The 22,316-nt window shown below is 45.5% G+C and carries 24 protein-coding genes, 1 pseudogene and 1 riboswitch; of the genes and pseudogenes, 4 read left to right on the top strand and 21 right to left on the bottom strand.

What is annotated here, in order from left to right; genetic code table 11:
- Nucleotides 1-175 precede the first annotated feature (175 nt).
- The 5 genes from ytxC to metA form a co-directional block, all read right to left on the bottom strand.
- On the bottom strand, nucleotides 176-1,096 hold the full coding sequence (gene ytxC, locus H509_RS0116575; RefSeq protein ID WP_028546067.1) for a putative sporulation protein YtxC: 921 nt from the start codon (nucleotides 1,094-1,096) through the stop codon (nucleotides 176-178).
- A 230-nt stretch (nucleotides 1,097-1,326) separates the two neighbouring features.
- The gene (gene mqnC, locus H509_RS0116570) at nucleotides 1,327-2,469 is read right to left on the bottom strand and encodes a cyclic dehypoxanthinyl futalosine synthase (protein WP_425414245.1); all 1,143 of its coding nucleotides are present in this window, start codon (nucleotides 2,467-2,469) and stop codon (nucleotides 1,327-1,329) included.
- Between the two features lie 240 nt (nucleotides 2,470-2,709).
- Complete coding sequence (locus H509_RS0116565; protein ID WP_028546065.1) at nucleotides 2,710-3,870, bottom strand: aminotransferase class V-fold PLP-dependent enzyme; 1,161 nt, start codon at nucleotides 3,868-3,870, stop codon at nucleotides 2,710-2,712.
- Between the two features lie 3 nt (nucleotides 3,871-3,873).
- Nucleotides 3,874-5,082: an aminotransferase class I/II-fold pyridoxal phosphate-dependent enzyme gene (locus H509_RS0116560; RefSeq protein ID WP_028546064.1), complete on the bottom strand. Its 1,209-nt coding sequence runs from the start codon at nucleotides 5,080-5,082 to the stop codon at nucleotides 3,874-3,876.
- A gap of 1 nt (nucleotide 5,083) precedes the next feature.
- Nucleotides 5,084-6,025, bottom strand: a complete 942-nt coding sequence (gene metA / locus H509_RS25665; protein WP_036697651.1) for a homoserine O-acetyltransferase MetA — start codon at nucleotides 6,023-6,025, stop codon at nucleotides 5,084-5,086.
- Between the two features lie 139 nt (nucleotides 6,026-6,164).
- A riboswitch (SAM riboswitch) is annotated at nucleotides 6,165-6,303 on the bottom strand.
- A gap of 507 nt (nucleotides 6,304-6,810) precedes the next feature.
- Here metA and corA point away from each other — a divergent pair.
- Complete coding sequence (gene corA, locus H509_RS0116550) at nucleotides 6,811-7,746, top strand: magnesium/cobalt transporter CorA (protein WP_028546063.1); 936 nt, start codon at nucleotides 6,811-6,813, stop codon at nucleotides 7,744-7,746.
- A gap of 106 nt (nucleotides 7,747-7,852) precedes the next feature.
- Here the strand turns inward: corA and H509_RS25660 are convergent, their stop codons facing one another.
- A complete protein-coding gene (locus H509_RS25660; protein WP_084159241.1) occupies nucleotides 7,853-8,971 on the bottom strand; it encodes an HRDC domain-containing protein in 1,119 nt (372 codons plus the stop codon).
- 245 nt (nucleotides 8,972-9,216) lie between these two features.
- Between H509_RS25660 and H509_RS0116540 the strand changes: the two genes are divergently transcribed.
- A complete protein-coding gene (locus tag H509_RS0116540) occupies nucleotides 9,217-9,510 on the top strand; it encodes a DUF3055 domain-containing protein (protein ID WP_028546062.1) in 294 nt (97 codons plus the stop codon).
- 156 nt (nucleotides 9,511-9,666) lie between these two features.
- Here the strand turns inward: H509_RS0116540 and H509_RS25655 are convergent, their stop codons facing one another.
- The gene (locus H509_RS25655) at nucleotides 9,667-10,851 is read right to left on the bottom strand and encodes a phosphodiester glycosidase family protein (protein ID WP_051287276.1); all 1,185 of its coding nucleotides are present in this window, start codon (nucleotides 10,849-10,851) and stop codon (nucleotides 9,667-9,669) included.
- A gap of 165 nt (nucleotides 10,852-11,016) precedes the next feature.
- The gene (locus H509_RS0116530) at nucleotides 11,017-11,928 is read right to left on the bottom strand and encodes a 5'-3' exonuclease (RefSeq protein ID WP_051287274.1); all 912 of its coding nucleotides are present in this window, start codon (nucleotides 11,926-11,928) and stop codon (nucleotides 11,017-11,019) included.
- 116 nt (nucleotides 11,929-12,044) lie between these two features.
- Between H509_RS0116530 and H509_RS0116525 the strand changes: the two are divergent.
- Nucleotides 12,045-12,308, top strand: a pseudogene (locus H509_RS0116525) (ABC transporter ATP-binding protein); the annotation flags it as partial.
- Here H509_RS0116525 and H509_RS28790 read toward each other — a convergent pair.
- From H509_RS28790 to H509_RS0116475, 11 genes are all read right to left on the bottom strand, one after another.
- Nucleotides 12,257-12,373, bottom strand: a complete 117-nt coding sequence (locus tag H509_RS28790) for a hypothetical protein (protein ID WP_425414237.1) — start codon at nucleotides 12,371-12,373, stop codon at nucleotides 12,257-12,259. The pseudogene H509_RS0116525 and the gene H509_RS28790 overlap by 52 nt on opposite strands.
- 237 nt (nucleotides 12,374-12,610) lie before the next feature.
- Nucleotides 12,611-12,976, bottom strand: coding sequence for an arsenate reductase family protein (locus H509_RS0116520; protein WP_028546059.1), 366 nt, complete (start codon nucleotides 12,974-12,976; stop codon nucleotides 12,611-12,613).
- Nucleotides 12,973-13,980: an RluA family pseudouridine synthase gene (locus H509_RS25650; protein WP_084159240.1), complete on the bottom strand. Its 1,008-nt coding sequence runs from the start codon at nucleotides 13,978-13,980 to the stop codon at nucleotides 12,973-12,975. The genes H509_RS0116520 and H509_RS25650 overlap by 4 nt, the downstream gene beginning before the upstream one ends.
- Nucleotides 13,973-14,563 carry a cob(I)yrinic acid a,c-diamide adenosyltransferase gene (locus tag H509_RS0116510; RefSeq protein ID WP_028546058.1) on the bottom strand — a complete coding sequence of 197 codons (591 nt, stop codon included), beginning with the start codon at nucleotides 14,561-14,563 and terminating at the stop codon, nucleotides 13,973-13,975. Before H509_RS0116510 ends, H509_RS25650 begins: the two co-directional genes overlap by 8 nt.
- A gap of 34 nt (nucleotides 14,564-14,597) precedes the next feature.
- Complete coding sequence (locus H509_RS0116505; RefSeq protein ID WP_028546057.1) at nucleotides 14,598-15,170, bottom strand: DEAD/DEAH box helicase family protein; 573 nt, start codon at nucleotides 15,168-15,170, stop codon at nucleotides 14,598-14,600.
- A gap of 61 nt (nucleotides 15,171-15,231) precedes the next feature.
- Nucleotides 15,232-15,795, bottom strand: coding sequence for a hypothetical protein (locus H509_RS0116500; RefSeq protein WP_028546056.1), 564 nt, complete (start codon nucleotides 15,793-15,795; stop codon nucleotides 15,232-15,234).
- An 88-nt stretch (nucleotides 15,796-15,883) separates the two neighbouring features.
- Nucleotides 15,884-16,165, bottom strand: coding sequence for an aspartyl-phosphate phosphatase Spo0E family protein (locus H509_RS0116495; protein WP_028546055.1), 282 nt, complete (start codon nucleotides 16,163-16,165; stop codon nucleotides 15,884-15,886).
- Between the two features lie 148 nt (nucleotides 16,166-16,313).
- On the bottom strand, nucleotides 16,314-17,522 hold the full coding sequence (locus tag H509_RS0116490) for an aminotransferase class I/II-fold pyridoxal phosphate-dependent enzyme (protein ID WP_028546054.1): 1,209 nt from the start codon (nucleotides 17,520-17,522) through the stop codon (nucleotides 16,314-16,316).
- A gap of 11 nt (nucleotides 17,523-17,533) precedes the next feature.
- Nucleotides 17,534-18,034, bottom strand: a complete 501-nt coding sequence (locus H509_RS0116485) for an Lrp/AsnC family transcriptional regulator (protein ID WP_028546053.1) — start codon at nucleotides 18,032-18,034, stop codon at nucleotides 17,534-17,536.
- Between the two features lie 177 nt (nucleotides 18,035-18,211).
- Complete coding sequence (locus H509_RS0116480) at nucleotides 18,212-18,604, bottom strand: spore coat protein (RefSeq protein WP_028546052.1); 393 nt, start codon at nucleotides 18,602-18,604, stop codon at nucleotides 18,212-18,214.
- A 28-nt stretch (nucleotides 18,605-18,632) separates the two neighbouring features.
- Entirely contained in the window at nucleotides 18,633-18,884 is a 252-nt protein-coding gene (locus H509_RS0116475; RefSeq protein WP_028546051.1) for a hypothetical protein, read from the bottom strand.
- Between the two features lie 126 nt (nucleotides 18,885-19,010).
- On the opposite strand from H509_RS0116475, the gene H509_RS0116470 reads away from it, so the two are divergent.
- A complete protein-coding gene (locus tag H509_RS0116470) occupies nucleotides 19,011-20,249 on the top strand; it encodes an NAD(P)/FAD-dependent oxidoreductase (protein ID WP_028546050.1) in 1,239 nt (412 codons plus the stop codon).
- Nucleotides 20,250-20,301: 52 nt separating this feature from the next.
- Here the strand turns inward: H509_RS0116470 and H509_RS0116465 are convergent, their stop codons facing one another.
- Together H509_RS0116465 and H509_RS0116460 are read right to left on the bottom strand one after the other, a co-directional pair.
- Entirely contained in the window at nucleotides 20,302-21,495 is a 1,194-nt protein-coding gene (locus H509_RS0116465; RefSeq protein WP_028546049.1) for an MFS transporter, read from the bottom strand.
- 109 nt (nucleotides 21,496-21,604) lie between these two features.
- A complete protein-coding gene (locus H509_RS0116460) occupies nucleotides 21,605-22,177 on the bottom strand; it encodes a hypothetical protein (protein WP_157277759.1) in 573 nt (190 codons plus the stop codon).
- Nucleotides 22,178-22,316 lie beyond the last annotated feature (139 nt).

Below are 22,316 nucleotides of genomic sequence, written 5' to 3'. Positions count from 1 at the left end.
CCCTCTCTCTGTTCGGACCACCATGTGCATCCATGTCTTTATCATCGCTATATCGATGTAAACTTTAATATGGGATATTATATGCGAAATCAAGCAGACGGTCAAGTAACCTGCGCATTGCTTTGCTAACCGGCGTACCGTTTGTTTGTTGATTGCTTTCTTTGCTGCTTCATATTTAAGGAACCAAGTCCTGAGACTTCCAATTGTTTGTTAAACAAGGTTCGCATGAATTACAGTAAACGCACACATGAACCCGCGCTTCAAATATTTGTTGAATCGTTTTGATCACTTGTGATTCGGGATCACGTGTATGAATAACGATATGACCTGGCGAGACATTAATGAGCGTACTTACGATCATGTCTTCCATTTCCATATCACAATCAATCATCTCCACGATCATTCCATCCACAACGTGGGAAGGTTCAATCGGCAGCCATTGCTCATCGAGCAGCGTAAATTCATGGCAGCCTTTGTGCATAAGATGTGCCATTGGAATTTTAGTATCCTGAATGTAGACGAAATACTTAAGCAAACTAATAAATTCTTGATATTGGCGTTCCAGCACATATTCATCAATGGCATAATCCACTACTTCACGTAGCTCCGTCATATAACTTTCCAAACGAAATCGGATAAATCCGTCAACGTTTAATACGGTGTGCTCTTCAAGATAAAGCTGTAAAGCCTTAGTTACTTTGCTTTTACGTCTACGTCTTACTTCTGGGGAACCCTGTTCCTCATAACCATTAAGCAACTGATAACAATAAGCTTCAATCTTGTTACGATCCGCATCCTCCACATGCTTTTCTTTTGCAATTAACGAACGTATGAGCACTCCTTCCTTTACGGCCAAAATATACTCCGCTACAGCACTAGCTGCGCGTTTCCACACATCCTGTCCATGAACATGAAGCTGGAATTCAGGCAACAAGCCGCTGCATGTCACACCTGCTAATTTGTCTGTTTGGAAAGTGTCTAATGTCACTCTGCTTGAACTTGTATGTAAATCGCCCATTTCACATTTCAATAGCTCCGTTAAGGATTCCAATTCTTTAAGCTGTGCACTGGGAATGGATACGGTGAACAGTTCCATGAAGCTCACTCCTTTTTCGTTCCTTATTCAGTATATGGGGGCTTAGAACCATATATACGAAGTGAGATTTGGTAATCCATTCAGACGTTAACAGAACATGCCTAGTATACAGCGGTTGCAGCTTTCAACGCATGCTAAAAAGCGTATTAAGAACAAAAGCCCGATTAGCTTCTTATTCTCAATACGCTTAAAATATGCTTAAAAATAAACTTCAAAAATGTTATATGCTGTTAGTTCTGCATAATAAAGTCACGCGTCACAGCATCCTTCTCGTCATGAAACACCTGTAAAATGTTGTACTGTGTATCACGTTGTGCAGGTACTTTGCCCGCTTCCCGAATGATACGTAAAATACTTTCAATGTTAACCTTATGGGTTGCACCTGCTGCTGATACCACATTTTCCTCGATCATCGTGCTACCAAAGTCATTGCAGCCATAACTTAACGTTTGCTTGCCTACTTCTGGTCCCATCGTCACCCATGACGATTGGAAGTTCGGAATATTATCCAGGAAAATGCGGCTAATGGCAAGTGTCTTCAAATACTGCTCAGGCGTGACCCGCTCCGCCTTCATATTCGTATTATCCGGTTGGAACGTCCACGGGATAAACGCCAAAAATCCTCTTGATGGATAATTAAATTGTTTGCATTCATCTTGTGCGATCCGGATACGCTCCAAATGAAGCGCTCGTTCCTCCATCGATTCGCCGAAGCCGATAACCATCGTCCCCGTAGTTGTCATCCCTACTTTATGTGCAGTCTGCATTACGTCCATCCACTCGCGCCAAGTCCCCTTTAAGCGACTGATCTTGCGACGAGTGCGGTCGTCCAATATTTCCGCGCCGCCGCCTGGCAGCGAGTCGAGACCCGCTTGATGAATTTGACGCACAACCTCTTCAAGGGACAATCCGTCTGACACTTCTTTCATCTTCCATATTTCAGCTGGTGAGAAAGAATGCATCGTAATCTTAGGAAAACGCTGCTTGATTTCCTTCAACAAGTCAGTATAATAGCTAAACGGCAAATTAGGGTTTGTGCCACCCTGCATCAAAATTTCAGTACCGTTAACATCAAGCGTTTCCTGAATCTTCTGGAAAATGACTTCATTAGGCAGTACGTAACCTTCCTTCGATCCAGGCGCTCTATAGAAAGCACAAAATCGACAATAAGTGTCACATACATTCGTATAGTTAATATTTCGTCCAATAACAAATGTCGCAATCGGGTCTGGATGCCACTTTTTCATAATCTCGTTCGCGACATGTCCCATCTTCTCGATCTGATCAGATTCGAACAGCGTTACGCATTCTTCTGCATTAATGCGCTCACCGCGCAAAGCTTTGTCTAAAATGCGATCTACCGGTGATATCATCGTCACCGTCACTTCCTCTCCTATTAGGATGCACGGATTCGACGGCCAAGCTCGTCGTATGTTGAAACTGTATTCGTACGTGCAATAAGTTATGAATAATAAGCTTAATTCTGAAAGCTAATAATCATCGTAACATAGTTTGCCCGAGAAAAATACCCCCTTCACCTTCGACGAAACCGATATATTTTAGTTATAAAATATATCGGTTTATCTGGCAAAGCAGGGTATTTATAAACCGTCTCAATTTGTATTTAAGGCTTGCTCCAAGTCAGCCAACAAATCTTCAATGTGTTCCAGACCAACGGAGAAACGGAGCAGCCCATCCGTAATTCCTCTTTCCGCACGCACTTCTGGTGGCATAGCTGCATGAGACATCATAGCCGGATACGATAAAATGCTCTCTACTGCCCCCAAACTAACAGCAACAAGCGGCAAACGCACCTTGTTTAACACTTGTTTGGCACGTTCACCCGAACCCACATCAAACGAAACGACAGCTCCGTACCCACTTGATTGCTGTTCATGGAGGTCGCGTCCTGGATGGTTAGGCAAACCTGGATAGTATACATTCACGATATCTTTTCGCTCACTCAGCCATACAGCCAACCGACGCGCACTTTCCTCACACTGCTTCATACGGGCTTCCAATGTTTTCATGCCGCGAATTAGCAGCCAGCTATCCTGCACCCCAAGCACAGTACCGAGTCCATTTTGCAGCACTTTCACTTGATGTCCCAGCTCTGGATCGTGCGTCACAATAAGACCTGCAAGCACGTCGCTGTGTCCGCCAAGAAATTTGGTGGCACTATGGATGACAATATCGACCCCTAATTCGATCGGACGCTGATGGTATGGGGTCATAAACGTATTGTCTACCAACGTAAGGAGTCCTTTGGACTTGGCCCACGCCGTTACAGCCTTAATGTCAGTAATTTTAAGGGTCGGGTTGGATGGTGTCTCCATGTATACAGCTTTTGTGTTCGGACGAATAGCTGCTTGAACCTGCGCTATATCTGTCATATCCACAAAAGTGGATTCAATGTTTAAGCGATTCAACACAGTAGTCAGCAGTCGGTATGTACCACCGTATACATCCTCCGTCACGATGACATGATCACCTGCCGAAAATAAAAGGAATGCCGTTGATATAGCGGCCATGCCCGATGCAAAGGCAAAGCCTCGCGTGCCACCTTCCAGCACCGTAATATACTCCTCTAAAGCTTCACGGGTCGGATTACCTGAACGGGAGTAATCATGACGCGGCGGATTATAAATATCTTCATGGTGAAACGTCGAAGCTTGAATAATCGGCACGCTCGAAGCCCCTGTATGCTTGCACACTTCACTGCCAAAATGAATAAGACGAGTTGCAAATTGGTCGTTATGATGCCCCTGACTCATACTCTACACCCCTTCTGCTTCCAAAACAGTTGCTGACGCCAGCTCTTCTTTGGCCGCAGCTAACGCTTGTTCCAGATCCGCAATAATATCATCTACATGTTCGATTCCAACAGAGAAACGCAGCAGACGATCATCTACACCTACAGCTTCCCGTATTTCTTGCGGGATGTCGGCATGTGTCTGGACAGCAGGATACGTCATCAGCGATTCTACGCCGCCCAAGCTTTCTGCAAAGGCGATTAACTTAATATGACGCAAGATCGGTTCCACATAACGAGCATCATGCAAGCGGAAGGATAGTATGCCAGTGTTGCCTGATGATTGCTTGCGTTGGATTGCAAAGCCAGGGTGATTCTCAAGTGCTGGATAATACACCGTGTCTATTGATTCGTGTGTATTTAGCCACTCTGCAACTCGTGTGGCATTGTATTCGTGCCGCTCCATACGCAGCGCCAATGTCTTCATTCCGCGCATAAGCTGATAGGAGTCACTCGGACTAAGCACAGCACCAATAGAGTTGTGAAGAAACGCCATTTCCTCGGACAACTCTTTGCCCTTGGTTACGATAAGTCCGGCAAGCACATCGTTGTGACCGCCCAAATATTTGGTGGCACTGTGTACGATGATATCGGCTCCCAACTCAATGGGACGCTGGAAAAACGGTGTAAGTAAAGTATTGTCCACGATTGTCAGCATGTTATGGGATCGCGCCCATTTGGCAACTGCTTCAATATCGGTAATCATCATTAGCGGATTTGTAGGAGTTTCGATAAAAATCGCTTTCGTGGACGGTTGACGAACAGATTCTATCGCCTCCAGATCGTTCGTATCCACATAAGAAGCCGTCACCCCAAAGCGAGAAAGCAGTCTTTCTAGCATCCGGTACGTGCCGCCGTATAGGTCCAAAGAGACGATCAAATGATCACCTTGTCCGAATAGGGCAAAGACGGTTTGAAGCGCCGCCATGCCCGAACTACAGGCAAAGCCTGCATCTCCACGCTCTAACAAGGCTGCCGCATCCTCCAATACCGCCCGTGTCGGGTTTTTGGTTCGAATGTAATCAAAGCCTGTACTCTGTCCTAAGCGTGGATGCCGATAAGCCGTAGCTTGGTAAATAGGAAAAGTTACGGCGCCAGTAATCGGCTCCTGAATAGAACCAATTTGCGCTAATTGACTTTCCATCCGATAAGACTGCTCATCTCGGTTAATCATGCTATACACCTGCCCCTTCTTTACGTGCAGTTACAGAACGTAGTTCAAACGGCGTTTCTTGGTATACATAGTAGTTAAGCCAGTTGGAAAATAGCAAGTTGGCGTGCCCTCTCCAGGTGGAACGCGGCGTTTTGGTCGGATCGTTGTTCGGATAGTAGTTACAGGGCAGCTCCATTTCCATGCCTTTAGCCACGTCACGATCGTACTCCCATTTTAATGTACACGTATCGTATTCGGCGTGTCCGGTTACGAAAATATGACGACCGTCTTCGCTCGCTACTAAATAGACACCCGCTTCATCAGACTCAGATAAAATATCCAAGCCTTCCTTCTGCTCAATGTCCTCCCTACGGACTTCCGTATGACGAGATTGCGGCACTAAAAATAACTCATCAAAGCCACGAGTGAGCTTAACGTTTTCCTTGCTTAGTGAATGGTGGAACACCCCAAAACATTTGTTAGCAAGCGCATGTTTGGGTACACCATAATGATAATACAGCCCTGCTTGTGAAGCCCAACATATATGCATAGTTGAAGTCACATGATCTTTAGACCACTCCATAATGTCACAGAGTTCCTTCCAATACGTAACCTCTTCGTACTCCATTTGCTCGACAGGAGCACCTGTAATAATCATGCCGTCAAATTGTTCATCTTCCACATCTTCAAATGTCTTATAGAAGGACGAAAGATGCTCCGCCGAAGTATTTTTGGATATGTGGGTCGCAGGATGAAGCAACGTCACATCCACTTGCAGCGGCGTGTTCCCGATTAGACGTAACAACTGTGTTTCAGTGGTCTCTTTTGTCGGCATTAAGTTAAGTATAACAATTCGCAGCGGACGAATATCTTGCGTATAAGCGCGTGATTCATCCATGACGAATATGTTCTCCTGAGTCAATATTTCTTTCGCCGGCAAATGGTCCGGTATTTTAATCGGCATGACGCTCTCCCCCTTCGAAATGTGTCCTAAAAGATGAGCAATAACGTAAGCAAATTCGACTTTTAGTTAAAATTGTATACAAAAAAACCTTTCTCTGTACGTTACGAGAAAGGTCATGCCTGCATATATTCATGCGCCTCTCTCATCTATCAGCTGCAAGGCGCAAATCATTCGTACACCATGCATCTGCAAGAATTAGCACCGCTGCGCAAAACATACTGCTTGCGCCGGTTGCCGGGTATCATCGGGCTTGTCCCTCCACCTGCTCTTGATAAGATTGCCATTCACTTATGAAATTGGTCATCAATTGGACTTGGTAATAATTTAAGGCATTGGCAAGCATTTCGTCAAGAGTCAAATCACAAGTAATGGCAGAACACCATATATTGAAGGCATAAGTTTCATCTGTTTATCCCTTGAAAGGCTATTAATGCCGCGTTATACTAGACAAGTGCTTCAGCCCTGACGGATGCAGGCACTTGTTAACATTCTATTGTGTAGAGGTGAATTTCGGATGGATGGCGACCCGAGGCCGTGCCACGGTAAGAACGGACAACCGAATATGACGATTCGACGATCACGTAAGCTTGTGCTTGTGGCTGTCGTTAGTTGTTCGCGCTTGGGGACACTATGATGGTGTCTTTACACGCCTGACGCTGCTTTCATTCACTCCAGACACTGTGAACAACTTCACCATCCCCGCATCCTCACGTTGCTAGTTATGAATCGTCATGATAACGACGACGCAAGCTACCAATAAGCGGTGGCATGAAGGAGTGATGGTGATGAAAATACGTCTCGTCAACGACGGTGTGTTTACACCGATCGAAGACATTAGTGTCACATTGACCCCGCCTGATGCAGGATTCTACTGGATCGATGCGGACGTTGATGATCTTCTTGTATTACAGCCGATGTTTCACATTCATGATCTGGCAGTTGAGGACTGCCTAAGCGAAGACGAACAGCGGCCGAAGATGGAAATATACGAAGGTCATTACTTTATTGTGATTAACAGTATTCGTTTTGATGATGAAGAAATATTTCTGCGTGCGTTAAACATTTTTCTAGGGAAGCATTATTTAATTACTGTTACGAAGCAGAAAATTAATGAATTACGAACCGTAAAGCCCTTGCTGTGGGAACAGGAAGTAAGCACACCGGACCGTATGCTCTATATACTCGCTGATACAGTTGTGGACAACTACTTTACAGTAGCGGATCGAATTGAAGCCAAGATTGACAACCTTGAGGAAGTCGTACTCGTCAATGCGAAGAAATCACACTTAAACGAAATCATTAATTTGCGAAGTGAAATCTTGTGGCTCAAGAAGGGACTAGGTCCGCAAAAGGAAGTCCTTCTTGTTCTATATCGCAAAGACTTGCGGCTGATCGATGATAATCTGCAAAAGTATTTCCGAGACATTTATGAAAATGCTGTAAAAGTGGCAGAAACATTTGAAACGTTCCGCGACTTAATGGCAAACTTACGAGAATCGTACCAATCGAGCATTGCGAACCGGGCCAATGAAATTATGCGTGTCTTTACAGCCGTCACAACGATCTTTATGCCCCTGACCTTTATTACTGGCTTCTACGGCATGAACTTTGATTATGTGCCATTTATGCATAATGAGTATGGCTCGTTATATGTCAGCGGCTTTATGCTGGCACTCGCCCTATTTATGTTGTATTGGTTCCGTAAAAAAGATTGGCTATAACGTTAACGATTAAACAAGATCATATACGCAGGTTCATTCCCTGTATGATCCGCCCGCTAATCCATGTTGGTTAGCGGGCTATGTGTGTATCAATCCAGCCATGAAACTAAGCTGTCTGTCTTCCCTTCCTATTGCTTGACTTGCCTTCTGTCGTCATGTCTGGAGCTTGGTTAGCACTTAATTCATGGACGTCAACCCGATTCCCCATTGCTTGGCTGTTCAAGCTCATTCTTACGAGCCGAATATATTCATATTTGCGCTGCAATTCACTAGCTCCCACCTGCAACGCTTCCTCCCCATACACACGGACAAATACCGGCTTTAAATAATCCACGCCCAATTCAGCAAGCGCAGCTTGAATGGCTTGACGCTCATCACTTGATAGGCTGGCTAGTTCTATCTCAATAAAGTTATGGACGTCGTAGCCGTCAGCGACCAGCGCTTCAATCCGCACCAACAGCTCCCTTCGATCGACTTTCAGATGCGCTGTCAACCGTTCTGCTGACATCTGATTCTGAATTCCTTCAAGCAACAATCGACGTTCCACAAGCCTTCTAAATTCATTATTCAGCTTGCTTTGCTCCTGCTCATATACCCACTTGAGAAATAAAGGCTCTGAAACCGTCTCACGCACCCAGTTCAAAGGATACTCTGTTGCACGGCCGACTGTCTTAGTAATAGCCGTGATCGAATCTGCATACGCCCTTACCTTCGCCTCACCAAATCCAGGTAACTGCCGCAGCTCTTCGGCCGTATACGGTACAAATGCACTTACCAGTCTAAGCATTCGATTCGTGGCAATCCAAAACGGCGCTCTCTTCAAAGTCATTGCCTGCTCTCTGCGCCACGCCGTTAAACGCTCATACAACATCTCATTCACATTCAAATCTCCATAGCAGTTAATCCACTCGTTCTGCTCTTTCATACGGCGCTCATGAATATTCGTATCCGGCATAAAACCAAGGGCAGGCTGGAACCCAATGCTGAGCAAGCGCGCCATGCCCGCTCGCAGGGCCGCCCGCATCTCAAGCCACACCCCGCCTTCATACCAAGTGACAGATTCCTGCTGTATATGGTTATCCGCCATGTCGTCCACTGGATCGGACACCCCTGTTTCCCACAATACAATCCATTTCCCTTCTTCTTCACCAGCACTTACCAGCCCGGTAATAGTCACACCGGCTGCTGTCACCTTCTCCAGTCGGGTCATCCATACGACTACCATATCGCCTTACCTCCTACTATAAAATAATAGTCCTTCACAACAATCCGGCGATATGCAGACAGCAAAAAGGAAGCACGCCTCCAACGTATATCGTCGTCGAAGAGGTGCTTCCTCATCCTAGTTATGAATTTAAGCTTATTATAGCATGACGATTCGTCCTGTCAATATTAGGATTCATTATTTATATCCAATATTTAACGTAATAGGCTATAATAAGACCGTATCTATGGAGGGGGCGAATAGGGATGAATGACGAATTAGACTTTCTGTCTGATTACACGGAAGAAACTACATCACGCTTTGTGACATTTATAGGAGAAAGCTTGCATCGCTTTGACCTTGCCGTAACTACGACAAGCCGCTTCTATGGGAAGAAGCTGGTAACCGATCTGCAAAGCGGAATTACAGGCATTATCGGTCAGGATGACTTACAGGACGAAGGTTACTTGGAGACACATTTCAAATTAGGCAGTGAAGAAGCCGAGGAACTTCGTCAGTTTTTATACTTGGTCGTAGGGGAAGCGCATTTTACGGATTAGCGGCCATCAACTATTATTGAAGCAACAATAGAAGCAGCCACAATTGTCTGCTTCTATTGTTGTACTTGTTTTATTTGATTTGCACCATCCACACCACTATAAAATAAATGGACTTCCAACTAACCTTATCCAACTTACATAATAGTTTAACTATGGCTACGGCTTGCGGAACAGCAAAGCATTACTGAGCGCGCGCCCTGGCTCTGTTATCATTTTACCATTCGCATATAGACCCGATGATGCTCCGCCGTCCAGATTCATCGCCTGCTTCGCGCCAAGCTGCTTCCAGATTGCGGCCCACTGGCTCATCGTCGCCGAAGGGATTGTAGCCAGCATTACTGATCCATCTGACATAACACCAATACCGCTGCGTGTAGCGGATAGACTTAATATTTTGTCCTGCTTAAAGCCTTCTTGCGCAGGATTTAAGGCAATTTGACCCTCTTTAACCAGTCTAGGCCCAGCTCCAATTGCGGTCTGAACTTCGGACCAATCCAACTCTTTACCTGCCGCATTTGTATATTTGGTCTGTACGTCAACAAGATCACCTACCGCAAATCGGTCCGCCATACGCATTTCCTTGCCTGTATAGACAAGCACAAATCCGTTTGTCGGGATTGCAACATTTTGACCCGCAGCGATCTTTTTGACGACGCCCTGCTCCACCACTACTGCTTTACCATATGTAAATCCGATGTTTTTGCCCCGCATCGGGGTATAAAGAACAGCTGAGGAACCGTTTTTAGCCGGTGTTCGATTCACAAAATAGGTATACCAGTTGTTCTTCTTCCCAGTAGCTTTACTCTCCACTGTACCTGTTATCTGGATGCGAAGGGTGTCCATCAACACTTGGCCCTGTCGATCAAAACCGATTATCGTTCCGGTATTCCCCATATGTTCAATCTTTCCGTTAATGATTAACGTTCCCCACGGTTCAGGTACACCCGTATAAGCTTCAAAAAACGTACCATTTATAGCAGCAACGGCTTGATTGGCTTTCACAATTCCGCCGAGACTAGCGGAAGTTCCATACTGCTGCTTGCCGAATGTGGCGGAAACACGATAACCTTTAGGAATGGTAACGGTAGATACTTTAAAAGACTGCTTGCCTACCTGAACAGATTTCAGTTGAGCCTTTGGAGCAGCGAGTGGAGCCGCTGCGGAAATAGAAACTGCTTGTACTGCCCCAACTGCATGTGCTGTCTGGACTTGACTAGGTACAGCAACTGTAATCATTACACTTAAGGCAGTAACCAGCGTCGCTATTTTTAACATAAATGTACTTCTTTGTCTGTCTGATTGCAGCCCACTTCTAATGGGTGTCGTATGCTTCTGACGCAATGCACTCTCTTCCTTCCCTATGTATCCGTTCTTGATGTTACATTACATTATACCGCTCTTATACTGCGTTGTAGGAACCTAACGCTGCACCATCCTGTTGCAGTGTCAGGTTCTGTATAATACCGGGCATGTGCTAAATACCCGGCATTACACATTCCAACGCTATTATGTGGAAGATACACCGGTAAAAGCAATCATACTTTTCATTTCCAGCCGTTCAAATATGGATCTCACTTCTTCCGCATCAGGAGCAAACACACACGCGTCCAGCTCACATTCCAACGGAACCTCACATTCAATACGAGCCAACTGTCGGGATAGATGGAGCATGTCCATATCCGCTTCAATCTTCGTACGAACCCCTTTGGTCAACTCATGCAGATTGTCCAATATACCTTCAATCGTTCCGTATTGCTGCACAAGCTTGTACGCTGTTTTCTCGCCTATGCCGCGCACACCTGGATAATTATCAGAAGTATCCCCCATTAATCCCTTAACATCTATCACCTGTTCAGGCGTTAATTGTCGCTCTTCCATCAAGTAATCAGGGCTGTACACAGCATAATTGCCGTGGCCCTTCTTCATGATGATGACCTTTGTATGCTCATGGACTAGCTGGAGCATATCATGATCCCCTGTCAAGATCATAACCTCATTCTGATCGCGATAAATACGTGCCAATGTCCCGATACAATCATCGGCCTCATAACCTTCGCATGAAACATTCGGTATGCCAAAGGAATCCATGACATCACGGATCAATTGGAATTGAGGCACTAGATCCTCTGGACACTCCGCTCGATTCGCTTTATACTCGGAAAATTGCTGCGAACGAAACGTTTTGCTGCTTAAATCCCAACAGCATATAATATGAGAGGGCTTAAATCGTTCTACCGCATCCCAGAAATAACGAATAAAACCAAAGATTGCATTAGTGGGCGTACCGTCGCTCATTCTACGGATCGAACCACCGTAGGCAGTCGCATAGTAAGCACGAAACAGCACAGCCATCCCGTCAACTAACAGCACGCTTGGCCTCTGACTTACAGCTGTGTTTAATTCTTGATCATGCATCATCAATTATAATGCTCCTTTCGCGAAGCTTCTGTATTTAGTATAGCATAGCTGCCTAGCAACAGCCGATAACGAATTCTGCCATTACGATGCTACACACTTGCTATGTGAGCGCCTACCTGTTGCTTGATGAGGCCACTTCTTCGCTTGATCCAGAAAACGAGGTCGAGATGCAAAAAGCAATTGCACGGCTCGTTAAAGGACGTACAGTCATTATGATCGCGCATCGACTAAAAACAGTAGTGCGTGCTGACTCCATCATTGTCCTTGATCGAGGCAAAGTTGTAGAACAAGGAGGGCGCCACGAGGAGTTGTTACAGCAAGCTGGACTTTACGCTAAGTTATGGACGCAGCAAAATAAAATGAGCGGCTGGAAAATTTCTCCTGTTGAACGCTCTGGTTCTCCTTGTCTTCCTGTTCTGCCCCGTAACTGATCATCAACACGCACTCTTTCATGCAAATTGATAGGTATAGCAACAACAGCTCAGTCTGAGACTGAGCTGTTGTTGCTATACCGCATATTTTATTGTACAAGTGCAAACGAATTCATTAACCTATGAACCGGTTGTTCTTATCATTTCTTTTCATATAACAACGCAACTTATCTTCAAAAATTAGTATGCAGATGAAAGGACGATTGTAAATGAACATGGTTTCTAGCGTCAATTAGGTAAGATCAGGTTAGTTAGGAAGTAGCTCCCCACACCTGCTCATACATATCTTCACGGAATCCTACCGTCACACGTACTCCATCAGTAACGACAGGACGCTTGATCAAACGTCCATTAGAGGCGAGCAGCTCAATTTGCTCTTGCTCTGACATAGATGGCAGCTTGTCCTTGAGAGACAACGCTTTGTACACCTCGCCGGAAGTATTAAACCACTTTTTTAGCTCTAATCCACTGTCTGCAATTAGCTTACGGAGCTGCTCTGCCGTTGGCGGCTCCTCAAAAATCGGAATAAGTTCTACTTCCACGTCATGTGCTTGCAGCCATTTCACAGCATTACGACATGTACTGCACTTTGTATATTGATACACTGTTACTTTCATTGTGTACTCGTCTCCTTTCGTTTGCTTAATGTCATCTCCAACTGTTCCAATTCAGCAGGCAGCGGTGCAGTAAAGACAACTTTTTCTCCTGACATCGGATGATCAAAAGATAAATAAGCCGCGTGCAGCGCATGCCTTGTCATCGGAATCGACAATATCGAGTCTTGATTATAAAATTTATCACCGATCAGCGGGCAACCTAAATGCTGCATATGTACCCGTATTTGATGTGTTCGACCTGTTTCTAGCTCGCATTCAACCTTGGCGGCTATCGTACCATAGGTGTTAACGACATCATAGTGGGTAATCGAATCATACCCTGCCGGCGTCACTATTCTCATATGCGGCTCATCCGGGTCTCGATCGATTGGTGCATTCACCGTCCCCCGCGCCAGTTGAGGGACCCCTTCCGTAAAGGCGATGTATCGTTTAACCATTTGATTTCTTTTCATCTGCTCGGACAGCTGTTGATGAGCAAATGCATGCTTGGCGATGACAAGCACACCAGAAGTCTCCTGATCAAGGCGATGAACTGGCCGAAAACGGGTATGCTCTCCCCGACTTCTCCAATAATGGACAACCCCATTAGCGAGCGTACCCGATGAATATCCCTTCGTCGGATGTACGACGATACCTGCTGGCTTATGCACAACTAAAATATCATCGTCTTCAAACAGTACATCAATCGCAATCGGCTCTGGCTCAATCGTATCGAGTTGTGGCTCTGCAATACGAATACGTACGATGTCGCCAGCCTCTAGCGGCTTGTGACTGTATGTCCGCGTGCCATTAACCGTAATAGCATGCTCCAGTTTCTTTAAGCGGGTAATAAGCCGTCTTGACATATGCAGTCGTGACAGCAATACCGTGCGAAGCAGGATGCCGGCTTCCTCTTCCTGGACCGTATAAATAAGCTCCGCCGCTTCCCATATCGGCTGCTCCGCGCTTATATGGTTATTAATCTCAGACTCCGTTTGGAGCGGAGATTGTATAGGTTTAGTCATGCTGTTCCTTCACTTTACGACCAAATACGTTCGCGCTACGTGTGTATTCAACATCGCTGACCACGGCAATTACATTCGCTCTCCTTGCCGCCGCAAAGAAATAATCGGACAATCGATTCACATAATGCAGAGCTTGATCATGGATAGACTCCTCATGTGCCAGCTTCACGATATGCCGCTCTGCGCGCCGGCACACTGTACGACACACATGCAAGGCAGCAGCAGTCGGGCTGCCACCAGGCAATATAAATCGTTGCAAAGCGGGATTGACTCGCTCATGCTCATCGATCCATCGTTCCAAGCGCTGAACCATATCCGCTGTCACTTTATACTCAGCCTTGCCCTGCTTATTCTCCGCAAATGCCAAATCGGAACCGCAATCAAACAGTTCATGCTGAATTTCCAAAAGCTGCTCACGCAGCAAGCCATAGCTGCCATCTGCACAGCAAGCAATGGCCGAGCCAACAAATGCATTTAATTCGTCCAACTGCCCGTAAGCCTCTACACGTAAATGATCTTTCGGCACCCGTCCGCCTTTTAACGATGTCATGCCTTCATCGCCTGTTCTTGTATATAGGTTCATCTGCAAACACGCCTCCTATTAACGACATTCCTATTTAAAGTCCACGAAACTGGACTGCTGTGACATCAACTGCCATCCCCGCCGTCATCTTAAACCACTGATGGCACTTTAATCCGACTGCCCGATTAAATGCCCCCAGTTGTTCATGATAGACACGTTCGTTAGCACTCATAAATGGTGTCAATTCAGCAGGCTCCGCACTTATAATAAATAGGTTACCTTGATATGAAAAAATCGCACGCTCCAACTGCAAACGATACTCTTCAAGCCCCTGTTTGTATACTTCCTCTGTGACCAGGTCATGGGCCAACAATTGTTGATGGCAGGCTGCAAAATAGCCTGTTATGCTATCCACAACAAGTACACGCCGATCTGCCCTAAATATGTTAGCCTCACAGTTGATCCGATCCAGTACAGCCGGGAGCAGCTTACCTTTTGCTCCCAACACATCAATGACTTGCCACCTAAAGGATGTGGCCCCCTCCATAGCAGGAACCACATTCAGACCAGCCACAACAAAGAGGCCTTCACGACCAAATGACGACGCGTAACGGAGCATAAAGGACGTCTTGCCGCTGCCGACATGGCCTGTTACGCCGATAATCACCGTTCATTCCTCCTGTCCAGCCTCTATAGATATAAGTTATCTTTATAAATATAAGTTATTGTTATTTTTCTTCGAGAAGCATCTTCATCACTTGCACCGACTGCTCTACGTTCGGGGTGTTGACAGGAATGGCTGCATATAAGTAAGATTCGATTACACCATACTTCTTCATTAACGGCATCTTCGTAATTGGAATAGCAAACAAATGCTGCTCCGTAACATATTCGCTTTTACCTTTCTCTGTACCAGGAACTTCTATTTGACCATCCATCACACCTTCAGGGAACTTAGCTGGATCAAAATAGCTGTCCAACGGAATATGACCGCCATTCTTTGTCACATTTTTTAAATCTTTTATAGGAATGATCGCAATGGAATTTGTCTCCGCTGCATATTGTAGCAGCAGCATCTGTAAATTATACATGGCTGGTGTTGTTACGGTTAAGGTGAACTTCCCCGCTAATTGCTTATTCAAATCGTCTTCAATCGCCTGAGTAATCGCAGAAGGAACTGTTGATTCGTTCATCATAAAGATTCGAAACCCATCGCTTTTCCCACCGCATCCGCTTACAAACAGCAGCAAAACAAGCCCGATTGACATCCATCCCCATTTTCTTTTGTTCATGGTGCTACTCCCTTCACTCGTATCCGTAATCATACTCTGTTGTCTCTCTCATGATACCATAAAGCGACACAGCAAAAAAAGAAGACCCTTAGGGCCTTCTCTGTGAGTCGTCACTCTTGACGTGTGACTTCATATATTCGTTAATCTTCACATCCAGCATACTGCTGATTTCTATCACGTTGTCTGCGGTAAAGGACTGCTCCTCTTGAAACATTTGTTCCATTTGCTTGCGGAGCATACGGATTTCTAGCTCTAAAGCAAGCAGCTTGGATGAAACGTCTCTTGTTTTGCCCGACCATTTTGGATGATTAATGTCTTCCCTGAACAAATGACGCTTATAAGTTGTCAATGTAAAGTCCGAACAAAACAAGCCACTTCCCCCTTCCGCTGCTGGATAATCAACCACCTACTGCCGCCCAAACATTCCATTTCATGGGACAAGCACAACGAGACATGTTATATTATACCAGAACATTTTGAGGAAAACTAGCGCTTTTTATTGCTAAATTTGAGTGATTTCACATTTCCTGTTTGATTTTTGTCACAAGTTTTCCCATTCGCTCGATTGCTTCTGTCAACTGCGCGACAGATGTCGCATAAGAGCAGCGAATAAAGCCTTCCCCGCCCTGGCCGAATACATCTCCAGGCACAGCCGCTACTTTAGCCTCATAAAGAAGACGCTCAGCAAACTGCTCCGAGGTTAAACCTGTCGATTGAATAGATGGGAATGCATAAAATGCGCCTTGAGGTTCATGGCATTCTAGTCCTATCTCCCTGAATCCTTTAACTACCAGTCTGCGTCGCATATTATAGGATTCAACCATATGCTCTTTCTCTTCTTTTCCATTTTTCAGCGCTTCAAGTGCAGCTACTTGCCCCATAATCGGCGCACACATTACTGTATATTGATGAATCTTGAGCATTGCAGCGATCAAGTCAGGGTGCGCACAAGCGTATCCCATCCGCCAGCCTGTCATCGCAAATGCTTTGGAAAAACCACTAACAAGCACAGTCCTGTCCTTCATCCCTGGCAGCGAAGCAAAGCTAACATGCTTCTGATCATACGTTAATTCGGCGTATATTTCATCGGAGATGACGATAAGATCGTTGTCTTCCACAATCTTCGCAATTGGCAGCCAGTCTTCATAGGTCATGATGCCACCTGTCGGATTGCTCGGATAACAGAGAACAAGAAGTTTGGACTTAGGTGTTATTGCCGCTTGCAACGCCTCAGGTGTCAGTTTAAATTCATCCTTGGCAAAAGTCTCAATACCTACGGGTACACCGCCGCCGATTGAGATGATAGGTGAGTAGGAAATGTAACAAGGCTCTGGAACCAAAATCTCGTCACCAGGACAGACAAGCGCACGCAGCGCAAGGTCGATCGCCTCGGAACCACCAACAGTTACAAGAATCTCCTTATCCGGGTCATAAGTGACCTGGAAAGAGTCGTCCAAGTATTGCCCAATCGCTTCCCGAAGCTCTGGCATGCCGGCATTGGAAGTATACTTCGTCTTGCCCCGCTCCAATGAATATACGCAGGCTTCACGCACGTGCCACGGGGTACAAAAATCAGGCTCGCCAACCCCAAGCGTAATAATATCTTTACTGCCGCTCACCAGATCAAAAAACTTACGGATACCCGACGGCTTAATGGAACGAACCAGCGGATTCAAATAATCACCCATATTACGTGATGACTTGGAAGTTATCGTATCGTTGATCATGTCACATCACCTCATGGGGAGATTACAAGCCGTTGATCGTCCTCACGTTCCTCGAAGATGATACCGTCTTGCTTATATTTCTTCAAAATAAAGTGGGTCTTCGTTGATAGTACAGATTGAATCGGCGAGAGCTTATCCGATACAAAGTTAGCTACCTCGCGTAAGTTCTTCCCTTCAACTTCAACCAACAAGTCATATGCGCCTGACATTAAATAAACAGACTTAACTTGCGGGAACAAATAAATACGCTCTGCGATCCCTTCAAATCCGCGCTCGCGCTCAGGCGTAATTTGAACTTCAATTAGTGCTGTTACTTTTTCCTCGTCTACTTTGCTCCAATTCACAACGGTCGCATACTTCACGATAACATGATCTGCTTCCATTTCGTTAATGGCTGTCTGTACAGCGCTTTCTTCTACTCCAAGCATAGTAGCGAGAAGATCAGGCGAACGACGTGCATCTTCTTTAAGAAGTTTCAAAATATTCAAGCTCAGTTCACTTAGTTCCTTCATACCCCATATCCTCCCGCGATCGCGCTTCTAATGAACCGATCGATTGTCATGATATTCAAATATGATACACCCAATGCAACTATATGCCAAGAAGGAACGAAACAATAAAGAAAAAAAGAACTCGCCAAATGGCGAGTTCTCCTCGTATTCCTTATGTTACCTGCTTATTGAGGTAACTTACATATAAACAGATGGCGGCTGATGTTGAGCTGCTTGCCCTTGGACAAGATGCTGCGGCACGGCATGATGCGCGGATTGACCAAGCTTCTGCTGAACAAAATGCTGTAGCTTCTGTTGGGACTGCTGACTTTGCTGTAATTGCTTCTGAACTTCCTGACGCAGTGCTGGGGATGCAGTGCTGTACATGTTTAACTGACTCATCAAAGTATACAGTTCCCCTTGCATCTTTAATGTACTGTTTGTCAGATCCGTAAACATCTGACGAACAGCAGGACAACTTGATTCTGTCGTGGCGGTAGTATATTCGCCTACCGTCCGTTTCAAATCAGCCAAAATCGTATACAATAAATCTTCTTCTGGCATAAACGACGAAGATGGATTCGAATACATTCGTTAAGTCTCCTTTCTGCAATTCAAACTAGGATTGAGACGACGTAGGTTGTGTTGGTGCCAACTGCACATGCTGCTGAATCGTATTTAATAAAATTCCCATATGCTGCTCATGAACGTGAATCATGTGTGTGAGCGCTTGGGCAACTGCAGGATTGGACGTGCTTGCAGCTGTCGCTGCGCTTTGCTTAACGAGTAAATCTTCATTGGATATGCAATCGACAATGTACTCTAACTCTTTGCCCGTCAAGGGCTTCATTTGTGAACCGTAATGCTGCATCAAGGCATCTCCTTCTGTAAAAATGTCATAAACCATATTGGCGCGATCCTGTGTCAACTACAAGCTTACCTGTATGTATTATGGACACATCTGTAGGGAATTATGTATTCGAAAGGAGAGATCTGGATGGATTTAAAGTCTGGACAAATAGCCTGGACTCATTCCTTAGAGCAAGTCAGTAGCTACCCTCCGCTAATGGATAATGTCACTTGTGATGTCGCCATTATCGGGGCGGGCATTAGCGGCGCATTGGCCGCCTACGAATGCAGTAAGGCAGGGTTGCACGTAGTTGTAGTCGACAAACGTCGCATCGGTCACGGAAGCACGTGCGCCAGCACCGGTTTATTGCAGGGCTCTAACGATAAAACTTTAAGTTCCTGCATCCATACCTTCGGTCGTGAAAGCGGCACACGATTCTACACCTTATGTAAAGAAGCGGTGCAAAAGTTGCTGCGAATAAAGGACGAATTAATGATGGACCCTGAACTTGATTCGCGCCCAAGTTTGTATTATGCCACTGAAGAAGCAGATGTCCCGGCCTTAAAAGAAGAATATGAGCAATTGATATTGTGTGGGTTTGATGTGGAGTGGCTGGAAGCCTCTCATATTAAAGCGAGATACGGTTTCAGCAAACCCGCTGCTATTTACTCCCGTGGCGATGCAGAAGTGAACCCATTTCGCTTCGTACATGCTTTGTTTGATACAGCTGTTTCACGATATGGAGTACGTATTTATGAAGAGACAAAGATTGTCCATCATAATTGGCTCGCACATGGTGTGCAGTTGGTCTCTGGTAAAGGGGCAGTTGTAGAGGCAAGCTACGTCATATTCGCAACCGGCTACGAGACTCAAGAAATAAAAGCTGATACCAACGCCGTCATTGAAAGTACATACGCCCTTGTAACCACACCTATTCCCGACCTCGAGCGGATTTGGCCAGATAGATGCTTAATATGGGAAACTGCGCGGCCCTATTTATATTTACGTACAACAGTGGATAATCGAATCGTGGCAGGCGGACTTGATGTTGCTACCGTTATCCCCGAGGAAAGGGATCGAATGCTTAAACATAAGACGTATTTACTTGAGCAGGAAATTGAAAAGCTTTTTCCTGCTTTAGCACCGATTCGCTCACAGTACGCTTGGACAGCCGCTTTCGGCTCTACGCATGACGGATATCCTATGATAGGGCCACACCCTCAATATCCACATTGTTTTTTTATTGAAGGGTATGGGGGAAATGGCATTGCCTATTCAACGATTGCCGCTAATATTATTCTTACGCTAATTAAACAAGGCGAACATCCCGATGCACATCTGTTCAGCTTGACGCGTTCTCACCATCCGGCGCCACCTGTCAGCTAATATCACAAAATGCCGTTATCCAGCTTGCCAAGTGGATAACGGCATTTTGTAATTAATTGTGCTGTCTAACTAATTTACGCATCATTAAGGCACTAATGACGGGCATGCAGCCGATCACCGCTAAAAATAAAACGACGGTCTCTGTCCGTGTAGACCAGGACATAATCAAAATAAAGGCAACAATTGATACCATTCGACCTGCCAACAGGCCAAATTCCCGCAAAACGGTTAATTCCACTCGATGATTCACAGCTTGCTCCGACTGCCCCATCAAGTCAAAAGTAACGGAAGTCATCGGAATAATAAACAACGGTGATGTCAGTGCCATGCCGATACCAAACACGATTAAATAATAATAATCAACCCTGACAAACAATGGGATAATCGCAAGGGCCATTGCCATTGCGCCCACTATCATTCCATTCGCCCGATAATTCCATTTTAACCAACGCCCTACCGCATAATAAGACAGCAGCGCAGCAATCGAAGAAATAAGGGTGTAGTTACCAACCTTCAGTTCATTGGTCGTAGCTACAAATACAAGCAAACTAATCAGAAAGCTATAAGCACCGTCACGCAGCCCTTGCGCAGCCAAAGCCCAAAATGTAATATGCCAGGGACTTGTTCGGTCTAGCCATAACTTTAACGGGATACGCCAAACATACGCTTGCCCTGGTGGCCTCTTTTTCAGCCAAAAGCTAAGCACAACCCCACATGAGAAAATTACCAATGAGGCCGTAAACATAAAGGTGTATCCCTTCTCCCCAAAGCTTGCAATTAGCAAACCTGCCAGCCACGGAGCTACCATTGTCGATGCAGAGCCAATGAGCCCGACCCAACCATTAAACCGGTCACGATTATTTGCGTCAGTCACTTCAAAGTAGACTACATTAAAAGCTAGCCAGAAGGCTCCCATTGCAGCCCCAAGCAGTAGTCCTAGCAGCCAAATCCAATGAATAGCCTGCTTGCCAAGAAGTAATACGACAGCATAAAACACGCCGGCAAAAATGATCCCTAGCCGCAAACAATTCATTTTATTATACTCTTTAACCCATTTACCCCCGAACATAAAAACAGCGCCCAAGGACAGCTGCTGTACAAGAGCAAACCATCCAATGAGCGCATAATCGGGCTTCAATTTCCAAAGAAACACGTTTACAAACGTTCCTGAACAGGCATTAGCACATGCAAACAAACCATATACGATTAGCAGTAACCTTGACTGCGTATCCCATTTCGCCTGCACGAGATGACCCCCTCGCTCTCAGCTCGTTAAGCATTTCCTGCTTAATCTTCCCCGAAGCGTACAACGTCATCAGCCTATCTAAAATTTACTAACAACGAAACGACCCTGCTCAGTTGTCACCTTCACCTAATTGATTCACTTGCTTCATAAGCGTTTCCCGCTCACGCATACTGAGCGATTTGGAGACATGGAAGCAAGAGGCGCATACATACACATCTAGTGTAAAAGGTGCTTGCAGTAGCGGCTTGTCCAATGCAGCTGGACGATGCGGTTGAAATGCTGAAGCGGTTACTGTTTCCTGACCTGCAAGCAGCATGTACTCACGGCAGTGCGGACACTCCGGAACTTCTAGTTGATCGTGCAGCACACGACCAACTCCTTCTTCGAATTGTAATTGATCCGGTGAGCTTAATAGCATGCTGTCATCTTCCCAGCCCATTGCAGCTTCAGATTGCTTCCCCGGTTGGACAGCGTTGGTATACGCATTTCCACCTTTTTTAGTCCCTTTAACCTGCATCGATTCGATGCCTTCTTCCTCATCCTCTTCTGCCTCAAGCGGAACACTTAGTGTGCGGTACTCCTGCAATTCATTGTGGCAATAAGGACACTCTTCCTCAGGTCCAAGCACTTCATCCCATACGATTTCGGTATCACACCAAGGGCAAATTACATCTGTAGACATGTTAATTCCCAGCCTTCCCTATCCTACATATTTATCCAATAGTACACTCCAACAATTAAAAACAATGCGGCAAGTGCAAACAAAGTTCCCCATAAGTACTTCATTTGAGCTGTCCTCCGACCCCGTTAATATACTGAGT

The organism is Paenibacillus taiwanensis DSM 18679, from assembly GCF_000425125.1.
GTDB lineage: Bacteria > Bacillota > Bacilli > Paenibacillales > Paenibacillaceae > Paenibacillus_B > Paenibacillus_B taiwanensis.
The sequence above is the reverse complement of the archived record's forward strand: the minus strand, read 5'-3'. Positions and strand labels throughout refer to the sequence as shown.